Origin of the sequence: Hornefia butyriciproducens (assembly GCF_009695915.1) — a bacterium.
GTDB classification, from domain to species: Bacteria; Bacillota; Clostridia; order Peptostreptococcales; family Anaerovoracaceae; genus Aminicella; species Aminicella butyriciproducens.
In genome coordinates, this window is sequence record NZ_VUMZ01000001.1 from 421,039 (window position 1) to 434,765 (window position 13,727).

Annotated in this window: 9 protein-coding genes and 1 CRISPR repeat array (1 of these 10 running past the window's edge); all 9 genes read right to left on the bottom strand. The window is 46.7% G+C overall.

Going from position 1 to position 13,727, the window contains the following annotated elements:
- Positions 1-2,458: direct repeats of the CRISPR family, unit length 28 nt; unit sequence GGATCACCCCCGCTCACGCGGGAACCAC (it extends 3,427 nt beyond the left edge of the window).
- Positions 2,459-2,547: 89 nt separating this feature from the next.
- Complete coding sequence (gene cas2e / locus FYJ64_RS01895) at positions 2,548-3,408, bottom strand: type I-E CRISPR-associated endoribonuclease Cas2e (RefSeq protein ID WP_235897077.1); 861 nt, start codon at positions 3,406-3,408, stop codon at positions 2,548-2,550.
- Positions 3,409-3,431: 23 nt separating this feature from the next.
- The gene (gene cas1e / locus FYJ64_RS01900; RefSeq protein ID WP_154573553.1) at positions 3,432-4,358 is read right to left on the bottom strand and encodes a type I-E CRISPR-associated endonuclease Cas1e; all 927 of its coding nucleotides are present in this window, start codon (positions 4,356-4,358) and stop codon (positions 3,432-3,434) included.
- 15 nt (positions 4,359-4,373) lie between these two features.
- Positions 4,374-5,006, bottom strand: a complete 633-nt coding sequence (cas6e, locus tag FYJ64_RS01905) for a type I-E CRISPR-associated protein Cas6/Cse3/CasE (protein ID WP_154573554.1) — start codon at positions 5,004-5,006, stop codon at positions 4,374-4,376.
- Position 5,007: 1 nt separating this feature from the next.
- Entirely contained in the window at positions 5,008-5,748 is a 741-nt protein-coding gene (gene cas5e / locus FYJ64_RS01910) for a type I-E CRISPR-associated protein Cas5/CasD (RefSeq protein ID WP_235897078.1), read from the bottom strand.
- 10 nt (positions 5,749-5,758) lie between these two features.
- The gene (gene cas7e / locus FYJ64_RS01915; RefSeq protein WP_154573555.1) at positions 5,759-6,820 is read right to left on the bottom strand and encodes a type I-E CRISPR-associated protein Cas7/Cse4/CasC; all 1,062 of its coding nucleotides are present in this window, start codon (positions 6,818-6,820) and stop codon (positions 5,759-5,761) included.
- A gap of 11 nt (positions 6,821-6,831) precedes the next feature.
- Positions 6,832-7,434, bottom strand: a complete 603-nt coding sequence (gene casB, locus FYJ64_RS01920) for a type I-E CRISPR-associated protein Cse2/CasB (protein WP_154573644.1) — start codon at positions 7,432-7,434, stop codon at positions 6,832-6,834.
- A gap of 19 nt (positions 7,435-7,453) precedes the next feature.
- A complete protein-coding gene (locus FYJ64_RS01925) occupies positions 7,454-9,163 on the bottom strand; it encodes a type I-E CRISPR-associated protein Cse1/CasA (protein WP_154573556.1) in 1,710 nt (569 codons plus the stop codon).
- Positions 9,150-11,933, bottom strand: coding sequence for a CRISPR-associated helicase Cas3' (gene cas3, locus FYJ64_RS01930; RefSeq protein WP_154573557.1), 2,784 nt, complete (start codon positions 11,931-11,933; stop codon positions 9,150-9,152). Before cas3 ends, FYJ64_RS01925 begins: the two co-directional genes overlap by 14 nt.
- A gap of 494 nt (positions 11,934-12,427) precedes the next feature.
- Positions 12,428-13,675 (bottom strand): MFS transporter, encoded by a 1,248-nt coding sequence (locus FYJ64_RS01935; RefSeq protein WP_235897079.1) that lies wholly within the window; start codon positions 13,673-13,675, stop codon positions 12,428-12,430.
- Positions 13,676-13,727 lie beyond the last annotated feature (52 nt).

Below are 13,727 nucleotides of genomic sequence, written 5' to 3' on the forward strand. Positions count from 1 at the left end.
CGCTCACGCGGGAACCACATCTTCGTCGCTATCGGATTCTTTGACTTCAAGGGATCACCCCCGCTCACGCGGGAACCACGACTGGACTTGATCACCTGCGGAATCGCTTTGAGGATCACCCCCGCTCACGCGGGAACCACTGAATTTTATGTATTTTTTTTGATACAAAACAAGGATCACCCCCGCTCACGCGGGAACCACCCTTTGATTCTTTTCACGATTCCGCCCACGGCGGGATCACCCCCGCTCACGCGGGAACCACTGACATAATCGATCGTGTTTTCTGCGATTTTAGGGATCACCCCCGCTCACGCGGGAACCACCGGAATCTGCCACATTCTGGAACATCTATTTTGGGATCACCCCCGCTCACGCGGGAACCACGTAAAACCAACCTTCTTTGTATTAACACCATCGGGATCACCCCCGCTCACGCGGGAACCACCGCTTTGCTCCCATATGCTGTAGACTTGTACTAGGATCACCCCCGCTCACGCGGGAACCACAACCTCAGTGCCGCTTGAGATTGATGAATCATAGGATCACCCCCGCTCACGCGGGAACCACGCTTTTATCAATTTACGAGCCAATTGCATATCGGGATCACCCCCGCTCACGCGGGAACCACAAAAACCGGATTAACCATCGTTACAGACTGCGGGGATCACCCCCGCTCACGCGGGAACCACTACCGCGTATCCGGACGAATCAGGAAATACCCAGGATCACCCCCGCTCACGCGGGAACCACAAGTGTATCGCCCTCTAATTGCATCAACGGATAGGATCACCCCCGCTCACGCGGGAACCACACTACGATTGTCGATGCGTTGAGCGATGCGTAAGGATCACCCCCGCTCACGCGGGAACCACAGCGGCTGCCGAAGCGCACGGTGGCCGCGCTTGGGATCACCCCCGCTCACGCGGGAACCACCACTCGAAGAGCCTCTCACGCTGAGCTCCGTCGGGATCACCCCCGCTCACGCGGGAACCACTTCTCCGGACGATTCTTCCCGATATGCCAGCAGGGATCACCCCCGCTCACGCGGGAACCACTCCGCGGTTACATCGATAATCATCGCAAAGCCGGGATCACCCCCGCTCACGCGGGAACCACACGATCGAGTATGTCAACGATCAGACGATCGTGGGATCACCCCCGCTCACGCGGGAACCACGCGATCTCGATCGGCGCGTATCCCTCCAGGAGAGGATCACCCCCGCTCACGCGGGAACCACTTCTTCTCGGTCGCTTCATTGCTGTTCCCTCTAGGATCACCCCCGCTCACGCGGGAACCACTTGGGGTAATTGTGAGTGCGAAAAATGTGACAAGGATCACCCCCGCTCACGCGGGAACCACGCGGCACTGAGAAAAGCCGCCGGAGGTGCGGAAGGATCACCCCCGCTCACGCGGGAACCACTGATCGGCTTGCTTATCGGGAGTGTAAAGTATAGGATCACCCCCGCTCACGCGGGAACCACCCACTTGCGGCGAGGTCGACCGTTACGCCGCGGGGATCACCCCCGCTCACGCGGGAACCACTAAAATTTTAGAAAAAATAAATTAAAAAAACTGGGATCACCCCCGCTCACGCGGGAACCACATCAGAGTCGCTGAACCTGTAACCTCTGTTGAAGGATCACCCCCGCTCACGCGGGAACCACCATGACCAGCGAACCAACGTGAACGTCTTTCAAGGATCACCCCCGCTCACGCGGGAACCACTTTCTTTAGCCTTATTAAAAGACTCAAAACTCAGGATCACCCCCGCTCACGCGGGAACCACTTTCAGCGCTCTGGCAATCTCCACAATCGGATAGGATCACCCCCGCTCACGCGGGAACCACAAGACGAAAATCCGGAAGCGGAGTCGGAAGTTAGGATCACCCCCGCTCACGCGGGAACCACTCTGATGTAGACAAGGCCGCGGATGATCCGCGGGGATCACCCCCGCTCACGCGGGAACCACTCGTCCGCCTCCTGCCACACCTCCCGGCCCCGAGGATCACCCCCGCTCACGCGGGAACCACGCGCCTTTAGTCATTTTAATTGCCTCTTTCCTGGGATCACCCCCGCTCACGCGGGAACCACTAAAAGAAAGCAGATGGGAAAATATGGAACGGAGGATCACCCCCGCTCACGCGGGAACCACTTTCATCGCCCTGAGTGTGGATTCCGTGTTCAGGGATCACCCCCGCTCACGCGGGAACCACAGACCTTCACTCAGGGCGAGATGGACGCAATTAGGATCACCCCCGCTCACGCGGGAACCACCCTACGCGCCTTCCACCAGCGCATCCTCGTTAGGGATCACCCCCGCTCACGCGGGAACCACGCAGAGCACATCCATAGCAGCTGCGATTGCGAGGGATCACCCCCGCTCACGCGGGAACCACGAATTGCGGAATGCGGGTTAACGGACCTGTTTAGGATCACCCCCGCTCACGCGGGAACCACAGCAAAAAATCCTTTAAAAATACCGGCTTTTCACCAGTCATCGACCTGTTTTTATTCACTTTCCGCAGCGTCAGTTTATTACGATCCGACTAATTCTTTTCGTTCATCGCATTGTATAACTGATTTATCAATTTCGCATCTTCCAGTGCCCTGTGTCGTACCACCTTATCTATCCCATATTCCTTCAGGGTGGTGTCCAGTTTGTAATTTGTCTGGAACATGTTGCGCTTTTTTGCTTCACGCATCAAATCAGCAGTCTTATTATGTATTGGCGGAAGAGAAGCATCCGAAAGAGCCTTGTTAAGAAATTTGATATCGAATCTTATATTATAACCGATCAGTTCTGACTTTCCGATAAACTCTCTGAATTCTGCAATGCATCGCTCGAGTTCCACACCATCTGAAGAAAGTTCAGAGCTAGTTATACCTGTTAGTTTTTCAATTGTGTTTGGAATTTTTTCTTTTATCTTGATAAGTTCGTGAAACACCTCCTCCTGTTCTCCCATTAACTTAATTGCCCCGATTTCAATTATCTTATCTTTTTCAACGTCAAGTCCCGTAGTTTCAATATCCAGAAAAACAAGCCCTGTTTGCTGATGCTCTGCTTCCGGTCTGACAACACGTCTTGCTCTATGTATCTCACTTGCATTGCTGAATCCGGCAGTTTTATCTTTTCCTTGCGTCTCATTCTCTTTAGACGGTAACAGAACCAGAGGAATTCCATCATAATCAACTACCTGTCTTTCCGCATTGATCGTCTGGAATGAATAGCCAATTTCGTTTCGGAAGGCAAAACTCATAGTTGCCTCTCCTTCTCCAACAGTATCTGTAATCCTTTGCCATAGAGCCTCTCGGACTCTTGAATTAAAATTGCCCACATAAACTCCAGTGGCGATCTCCTGCATCCATCTCGTCAAATCGCCACGGAGTGAATTCGGGACTTTTTTCAAAGTAATTACTGTAAAAGGCATTTTCAGACCTCGCTGTAATTGACCCCGTATTTTATCGTCCCCTCTTTATCGTCCCAGAGGTTCAGTGGATCAACAACAATTTGCTCATCTTCCCGGACGCCGATTAGGAGTTGAATATCACGTACTATTCGTGCAAAAATTTTACCGTCGGAAAAAGCATCACGGACGTTTTGGCGAGCGATCCTTCCAACATCGTCTCCTGGTTCATACTCTGACGCAATCCGGAATGCGATGGGAATCGTGATCTCAGCTTTATAAAGGTCCGCAATATCATAGACAAAAGAAAGATCATGTCCTGTGTGTACGAATCCCAATCCTGAAGCCATTCCCAATGATGATACAGCACTGTAAGACAGTCCGTATAGAGCAACGTTTGCAGCGGATAATGCCTGGTTGACTGGATCGCCGCCCTGGTAATTTTCAGGATCATATTCTCTTCCGTCCCATCGCACACCATACTCTTGAGACATTTTCCGATATAATTTTCGAATACGAGCTCCTTCTTTTGCCCTGAGCTGCTGCATCGTCAGCTCAGAGACATCTTCTTCCGGAAATCGCATCTGATACATCGATCTTGCTACCTGAAGCCGAGTACGAGTATTACTGACGAGTTTTGCCTGCTTTTCAAGGAATCTGGACGTACGCGCAAGGCTTCTTCCATGAGCATATTGACGAATACCATGCTCACCCACCCAGGCAACACTTGTTCCCGTATCTCCCAGAAGTTCCATTGCTCTATGGCTAATATCAATGCCCGGCCCCAGCAGAAGAATACCTATCATAGCGGCCGGAATACGCACTATCCCTCTGCTTTCAGCGACCGTGACCGCACCATCGTTTCTGTTTATCTTTGCATGTTCAACGTATATAAACGTCACTCTATCGGATGCCCTTGGAAGCTGCGGGAGTTTTGTCTTTGCATAGGCCATGTCTTCGCCCTCAATTCATAGTGGAATTACTGTCATCAAACCAAATCCGTAGGCTTTTTTCTTTCCTATCCCTTTTGTCAGAGTATTGTAAAACAGTTCCTCATCTGTCACTTTCAGTATTCCTTCATACGTCGCTTTGCTCAGACGCATCATTCTCTGTCCTTTTTTCCTGAACGGCTCCCAACTTCTCTCCACGATCTGATATTCCTCAGGCATCAGCTTGAAGCCTAGCCTCTCGGCTCTGGACTCCAGAAAGGCAAGCTGCTGCTCCGCCGTGATTTCAGGCATGACCCTTCCTCTCTTCCCTTCTCCCTGGGATACCGCTCTCACTGGATTTAGAGTCACCCTGAATCGGTAAAGCTCTCCCTCGCTTATCGAATCAAGGAATTTATCATAGTCCTTTGTCTTAGCACTGCCAGACACACCATACCTCTCCAATGCTTCAAGGTTCGGTTTGTTCTCGCTGACTATAAGCAGATACAGATGATCCCTGATTCTGTCTATTCTCCAAAGTTTACGTGTCCTGATCTCCTGATCGACCTCATCTGGGAAGCTCATCTCCACCCAATTGTGATATGCACCCAAGTGGGTCAGTTCCTTTATTTTCCTTCTATCCAGAATATCTATTTCGACTCGAGATAAATACATATCATTCCTCTCCTATAGCGCCAAAAGCATCATGTTCTTCCCTGCGATCCGGAGCGTTCGCCCCTTCTGAAAAAGCATCTATAACGATGTGTGCTTCTCTTCTTGGATCGAATTTTCTGCCTTTTTTTTGGGAAAAAGAAACGGCTTTATCATTTCTGATGCGAGAAGGAGCATCTGACAGCAGGACTGCGTCAGCGTAAATATGGATCTTCTTGTGAGGCTTCCTCTTATACCATTCAGCAGCCTGCCATGGATATTTCTTCAAGGCAGTTATCGGATCTCCGTCAATGATTCCCTGGAAAAGATCCGCTGTTGGAGGAAGAGCCCTGCGCCCCAAAAACATCTGATAATATGGCCTGTCTACTGCCTCTTTCACTTCTTTAACCAGTTCGTCATCATCGCTACTCAATGCCACCAAAAAAATCGCATCTTGGAGATAATATCGATTCGTAACGTAAGTTCTTTCCAGATCCCCGTTTGGTTTATATTTTTTGGCAGTATGATAGTCCCTGAGTATTTGGCCTGTCTGATCTACTCTTACAGCGAATCCTAATCCGCTCAATTGATCCAGCCGATCCAGCGTTTCTGTATCGTCTCTGCTGCAGCCAAGACCAGCGGCGATCATTCCGATCACTCCGCTTTTCGATGGATGATCGTCCGTGTGCCGTGTTTCAAAGTGAGAATTCGTCCCCCACGACTGCAGTGGTCCTGAAAACTTCAATAATACAGTTTTCAACATCATCACCTGCCTTCTATAAAATCTCCTTTACTGCCTTGCCAAAGTCGTCCAGCAATTCTGAAATACTATCTTCTTCCTCTGCCCAGTCAGGTACTTCCATATTGCCATCAACTACAAGAAGAGACTTAAAAGGCTTCTTGACGAACTTCTCAACACTTTTTTCTTCTTCAAGCAAACGTTCGATTGATGGTTCAACGTTTCCACACTTTGCCTTGACAGGATTTTCAAATGCGGTAACGAGATTTACTGGACGATCCTGGCGAATATTTACCAAAAGCATTTGCGGAAGAGTCTGGTTAGCAAAGGTGCTTACTTTACCTGCTGGCATTGAATTTGCGAAGGCCTCAATAAACAGCTTTGCTGTATTTATTGCCCTATCTTTGTCATCTAACTGTCTGACAAGTTCATGAACAGCTACATTAGCATATCGATATAGTGTTGAAGAGTTATATTCGACCGTACCCAACATACCAGCACCAGCATTATCTTCCGGCGCAAGGTCATCAACTGCTGTATAGAAATCAAACTCCGTCTGAACACCATGAGTAGAAATGGCGTGTGCTACCTGAGCTGAAGCATCCTCATTTAACGACGGATCATCTGCAACCATTCTGCCAAATAGCGCAATATCGATTGCTGGATTATCACTAAAGATTTTATTCAATTCTTTTTTATCGCTTATTCCTTGAATGGCAGCATCAGCAAGAGCCTCTGCCTGTTTTTTCCCCAGAAAAAACAACGCCTTGGTTTTTCCCTTTGCAGTCTTTACATTGGCATCATTAAAAATTTTCTCTGCTTTTTTAAATGCCACATCTTCCGGAACTAGAGGATCCTTTTTCATAATCATATCAGCGACATACTTTACTACATTTAAGCTTCTAACACCTAAATCTTCCCCAGATTCATCCAGAAAGTACTTCCTCATAGCCCTCTTCCATGACTGAGAACTTACTCTGGCTCTGGTTACTCCCCCATAGACGGCTGTCTTCGGGCTTCCCGTATCATCTCTGTTTGCATTTGACGGTGGCAGTGTTTGAATTGCATGGATGTCAAGATAAAGACGATTTTCGTTCATGTTAATACCTCCTAATTGCTTTCTGGAATTGAATCACTCTCTGTTTGCGCTATCGTTTCACTGTTGTATTTTCTTCTGTAATAATCTTTTGCCCATCTAAGGCATATTTGTTTATTTTTTCCTCGTTGATACCAGTACAGATCCTCTGCAAGCTTTGGATAGTTTACTGAAAAATCCCCCTTGGATTTTCCCAGTTTAAATATCTGTCTGAGGTGGTATACGAATTCGTCAAAAGTAGAAGATGCAATCAGCGTATTGAATCTTCTATCAATAGCTGTCGAGTCATCGGATCTCAATGCTTTCAATGATTCCCCCATGCCATTGCTCTGTTCATCTACACACACATTTTTTGATGCACCTTGCTGTCCTATTGCATACAACTGCAATGCGATATAAATTGCCTCCTCGGCGAAAGTTGCTTTCCCTTTTCCCATAAATTCATCTGGTATGAAAGGTAAAATCAATGGCCACACATCTGTTGCCTCTTCGTACTCCTTGCCAACAGAATTTCTCAGTGCGGCTAGTTTACCTGAAGTACTTCTCTTTTCATTCGCATCCTTCAGTGTATTAATTATCACTTGGACCGTCTGATACACAGTTGGTTCTCTGTTCATGTCTTTCAAGCTCTACCTCCTATAGTTTTTTATTTATCAAGTGTACAAACCTCAAATATTGTGTGACAATGTTATCAACTCGATCGTCTTTAATGACTCCAGTCATATCTCTTCCTGAACCGTTTTCAAACAATGTCTCCGCTCTGTTCAATAAAACCCCTTTTAAATGCTTCTTCCAATTCATTATCTTTTGATCTTTCGAGTCGTTTGGTTCGATTGACGCCAGCCATGATTTAAAGTCAATGTCGATTTCATCATAGACCTCCGCCAACCCTTCATTAATAAATCCATCTGCAGCCTTATCTTTAATGTTTCTGATGTCGCAGATGCCCTTGAGAAATTTCCTATACGTCGATGAAACTGCTTCTTTTGTGATTTCAACAGTATCGTTTATCCGTATCACCCATCCTCCATCAGTTTCGTCTACTAAGACACCGTCATTGATCTGAAAACTGTCGCACACCTCATCAACTGGAAGCCACGAAGTTGCGTTTCCATCATCAGCCATGCTTACACCCACCAGATCCGTCCATCTGCTTCCATCCGCCTGTACTAGCAATTCATACTGATCAAATATCCTTGGCCGTAGGTATTTCTCCGTACTTAGCAAAGCAGATGGCATTGCAATGGCTCCAAATGACCGCCACAAAGACTGTTCTGCTTTGTGTTTTCTAGGTGTGTATCTCCCTTTATTTGGACCAGAATCGTTATATCTCCAGATCGTCATTGGCTCGATTGAATCTTCCGTATGAACGATATCTGGAAGCTTTACAACATTTATTTCCACAGGTTTATTCGTATCGGAACCGGCATCGATATAAACAGCTCTGCTCCAATTCGTATATAACTCAGAAAAATTATCTATAGGTGCTCCATTACAGAGTTTATTCACAACCAAACTGCCACTCATTTCCCAACATGGTCTCTGAATACGACCAATTAACCCCTCTCTGAAAATTACTGGAATGTAGTTGAGTATAAGTGTTTCATACAGGTTGTTTCCCTTTAGATAAATTCCCCCTAAATCAAACAACCACCCTTTAGATGTAGTCTGATCTTTGGTCACCAGACTGACCTTATCCGCTAATCCAGAATACCCCTGAAATGTCAGCAACCATCGAGAAAGTTCTGCACACGACATAAGATCCTTGGTCGTTCTCTTTCCATGTTCAGTCCCTGCCACAGGTGAAAATAATGCTTTTTTATTTTCGCTTTCAGAAATTGTCCTATTAAGATTTTTCCCATATATTTTCGCCGGCTGACTTTTCTTTGGAATCTTCGAAATAATATCATCCATTTCCACTTTGTTCACCTGATAGAATGGATACTCATCATCGAAGAGAAAGAATCTGTCTTTCCAACATTGTAAATATTCACTTACGATTGCAGGAAAAGTATTACCTGCGTACATTTCAAACCAGGTATCTTCTGCGGCCTCTGCGTATTTTGTCCTGTTGGTCACATCGACCTGTTCAATCTGGACATATCTTTCATCGACCTTTACCCCCGGAAGGCAATCACCATAAAGATCAAATCTTGAGAAAACTGTCTGCACTATGGCAAGGAGCATTCTCATCACTGCAAAATTCTGAGTCTCCATCTCACCAGCTAAACACCTGTATTTTTCCGCATTATCAAAAAGGTCCAGCAATGATACGTCTTTTTTCTCTTTTTTTTCGTAATCAAGTACTGATATCCAAGGCTCTTCCACAAGATTATATCTTCCCATTTTCTTTTACCTCACGAAGTCCATATTCATTGTCGTATTTCAGGCATTTTTCATTGAGTGTAAATTTTCCGTTCTCATCGAAAATTATTCCTAGTTCTCCTTTCAGCCATGACTGTTTCTGCCATTCCCACAAATGCTTTTTATTGTATTCTTCCAACCATTCTATTGTGTTGCTGATACCGTTTTCCTGTGTAACATTATCAGGAATGCGAATAGTATTGCTGGAAATTTCTTTTGCGATCTCTGACTTTGCTATATCATTTGAAATATCCTTATCACCCCGAAATGTACAGTATCCTCTTCCAATTTTTTTTACTGCTATTACCTCTATAGTTTCTTTAATGTCCCTAACCTGCGCAACTGCCATTTCTTCAGTATCGGAATGATCCGGATTTTTCAACCATCTGATCAAATTGTTTCTACGGGGGTTGATACCCTCCTTTGGATCCTCCAGTCTATAAGTCAACGCCTTATCCGCCTTCTTTTTTATGTCCGTATCTTTTTTCAGTTTACTGTCACTATATACAGTCATTTGTCCAGAATTCAAATCTAGTTGAAAATCCCCATACACTTTCTGTATCAATTTTGGAACATCCGACGGGATTCGGATAAAATCCGGCAAACAACACTGTGTCCGGATCAGATAATACTTGCCATACACCATTTCTGATCCTCGGTTAAAATCAAACTGTTCGTTGGTTCCCATCACATACAGTACTGGTTCTTCCAGGTTTTTAGGTCGCACTATCTTATGCCTGTGCAATCTACCCACACGCTGAAGGAGCAGATCCATCGGGCAAAGGTCAGTTATCATCACGTCAAAATCAATATCCAAAGACTGTTCTATAACCTGCGTACCTATGATGATCTTCTTTTCAGGGCGCATTCCATCTTTTCCGATCATTTTCACCAGATTGGATTCTTTGGCAACTCTGTCTGTCGCGATGAAGGATGAGTGCAGTATTTCCACAGTTTCATTTCCAAATTCAGTTTTACATGCTCTTCCAAGTTCCTGCGCCCTTTTCACAGTGTTTACGACTATTCCCAGGACTCCGCCACTCTCCAGCAGATCTGAAATCGTTTCAATGAGTTTATCTTCCTCAAGTTTTTTTACCTGTATCTGCTTATCATCAGTCTTTGAGAAATCAGTTTGTGCCTTGATATTTTCTCCGTCGGTATAAGTAATAAGCGGGTAGTTGTCCGCCGATGGCGGGAAATCCATATCCCGTCCCTTTACGTCCGCTCCCCTGAGATACGCTTCTATGAACGATTTCCGCTTTTCAGGTGGAAGTGTTGCTGATACGAGAATTACAGGAACACCGTAAGCTCCCATCCATTTGATTGACTCTTCCAGATATTGCTGCATATATGCATCATATGCATGGACTTCGTCTATGATGATTACTTTTTTGCTAAATCCCAGGTGTCTTAAAGCCAAATGCTTTTGCTTCAATGCTGTAAGCAGAAATCCATCCACGGTTCCAACGACGAAATCATCGAGCATGGCCTTCTTTCTTCCCGAGAACCACTCATTGACAAACACATTTTCATCGCCCGATTCGTCATCATTAACATGACTTGCCGGATTTCTAAGTCTGTTCATATCATCGTTCAATGCAGCTTTTCCGTGAGAAAGTCTAAGCGACTGAGGAGAATCGTAACGCTCAGTTAAACTTTCAAGCCATTTTTCCACTCTGTTGAACATACTGTTAGATGTAGCCTGAGTCGGAAGGCCGAAAAACAATCCACTGCTTCCGGTCTTTGCCATCAGCAGTTCTGCTGCTGCCAGAGCTGCTTCCGTTTTTCCAAGTCCCATAGGAGCTTCCAGGATCACAATTCCGGGTTTCTTTATCGAATCCACCGTTCCATAAACAACTTCCTGGAATTCCCTAGGGTCAAATCCAAACCTGTCATTGAACAACTGATGTTTTTCAGGACAAGAGTCAATTTGGATAGGTCGGTCCTTGACCCAGCTTCTCATTCCAGACCAGAATCTATCATTTTGGTCTTCTGGGCAATCCTCATAGATATTTATCAAGGGGAAATACTCAGAGTTACTTGCTATCCAGTCCGCCATGATCACCAGTCCTTCGTATATAACCTGAACAGGCATGGATATTTCAGGGAGATCTCTCACGTTTGAAAACCCGCTCTCATGTAAGACCCATTCAAAGATATTCTTCTGCACTCTGGACCATTGGCCGTAAATTTCGCTATTAGAATCGTCGGATTGGAAGTAATTTTTTGTGTATGCATCCTGATCACACACGTCCAATATTCTATCAACCGGTTTCCCGTGGTGCCCTCCGACGATCGAACCGATATCATCCTTTAACCCATATTTTTTCAGGAGATACTCCCCAGCGACTGAATGGTGTGACTTCTCAGGATCAGCCAATGTCAAACTTGTAATTTCCCGGAAACCGGCTCTTTCCAGTCTGCACATCAGCTCGTCATCTAGTGTTGGAGAGTTATTGAACCCTTTTTTTGTCTGGAAAGCAGGAGTTGCTTTTCCCAAATCGTGTATCCCGCCCAGAAATGAGGCCAGATTACAAGCAAGATCATGAGATACAGCTTCTCTGTTTCCCATATCTTTAAGCCCTTTTCTGCACAGCTCCCGCTGACTATCACTGAGCCAGTGTTCAAAAAGCCACCTGGATACATTCATAGTATCTTCTAGATGAGCCATCAGAGGCAGCCAGAAAAAAAACCCATTTTTCTCTTCTTTCTTTGCCCATAATGACATAACACTTTTATCCAAAACTCTCATATATGCCCTGCTCCAATTTTTCCGCAGTTCCGTTTCATTCTAAACTCACTCAACCGATAACCCCGATAAGCAAGGGGCAATTCATATTATACGTTATTTTCAAATAATTGGCAATTACAAGACGGGATGTTTTCTGTGCCGAAGCCTCTACATGGTACTTATTTACCGTATATCTGTTCAGAAGGTCGCCTGTTCGGAAAATCGTCGGAAACTCATCGAAAAATCACCGAAACGTTCCTCGACGAAGCTATCGGCGCAGGGCGTTCTGTAATATGCTTTGTGCCTAAATCCAAATCGTCTTATTACGATATTGATTTGCGGTCGCAGATTGATATGTGATACAGCGTCGCAGTCGCAGATTGGTAAATGATATAGTCTCGCGGTCGTAGATCGATGAATGATACAGCTTCACGGTGGCGGATTGGTGAATGATATCACTTCGCAGCAGTTCTTCGGACGGATGTTGCTGCCTCGAGGTGATGCTCCGGCGGATATTATTGCTTCATGGCAGCGCTCCGGCGGATGCAGAGATAGAACATAACGGCCAGAAGCTGGGCGGCGGCGGAGACTACGGCCAGATACAGCGGCGCAGTGTCGTACAGGGCGCCAAGCAGCCAGCTGCCCAGGAACCAGGCGATGCCGAAGCCGGTCTCGAAGATGCCGAAACCGGTGGAGCGCATGGACTTGGGAATGATTTTGCTGGCGGCGGCCTTCATGATGCTTTCCTGTGCACCCATGCCGATGCCCCAGAGAAAAATCCCGAACGCCATAGACCAGGGATTCGCGCTCAGAAAGATAAATGACGCAAAAAAAGCGCTGCACAGAGTCGAAAGGATCAGCGCGCGCAGACCGATTTTGTCAAACAGCCAGCCGAAGAACAGTGCGGCGAATGCGTCTACCGCCATCGCTCCCGCATACAGAAGACTCAGAGTCGCCGTGGGGAAGGCGTGCGTCCGGGCGGCGTGAAGAGTAATCAGCGTAAAGTCCGCGAAGCCGAACGCAAACAGACAGATCGCAACCATGTAGAGCACAAAAGCCGGGCGGAAGCGGAACTCCGTCTGTTCCTCTTCATCCTTTTCAAAGACCTCTGGATGGGGGTATTTCCTTTGTGCGAAAAAAACGAGTGCGACCGTGACAGCCGCAGGAATCCCGAGGGCGGCAAAACACAGGCGGTAGGCGGAAAAGAGTTTTCCCGTCCCTTTGATTAGCGTAACAACGAATAAAATCACAGGGCCCAGGAATGCGCCCAGCTGATCCAGAAATTCCTGATATGCGAACCCCTTCCCGGTTCCCACCTCGCTGGCCGCAAAACTCACCAATGTGTTTTTCGCCGGTTTCTTCACCGCCTTGCCGATGCGCTCCAGAATCACCAGCCCGCAGGCGAGAATCCAGCCGTTCTCCGGAACCAGTGCCAGAGCCGGAATCGCAAGCACCTGCAGAGTGTAACCGAAAATCACCAGCGTCCAGTAACGCCGGCTTTTGTCCGCAAGGAAACCGGAGAGCAGCCGCAGCGAATATCCACACAGCTCACCGACGCCGGAAACAAAGCCGATGGTCGCCGCCGATGCACCGGTCAAATTCAGATACTCTCCCAGAATGCTTCTGGCTCCTTCGTGAGTCATGTCCGAAAACAGACTGACAATTCCCATTAACAAAATAAACGTCATCGCGCCGGAGTGGGCGCTGAATTTTCTTTCCCTCATACGCATACGCTGCTCCTGATACTCCGCATAACTCGGCATACTTCGCATAATTCAACAAATCAGTGTCCGCTCATTAAGTCTCCGTTGGACT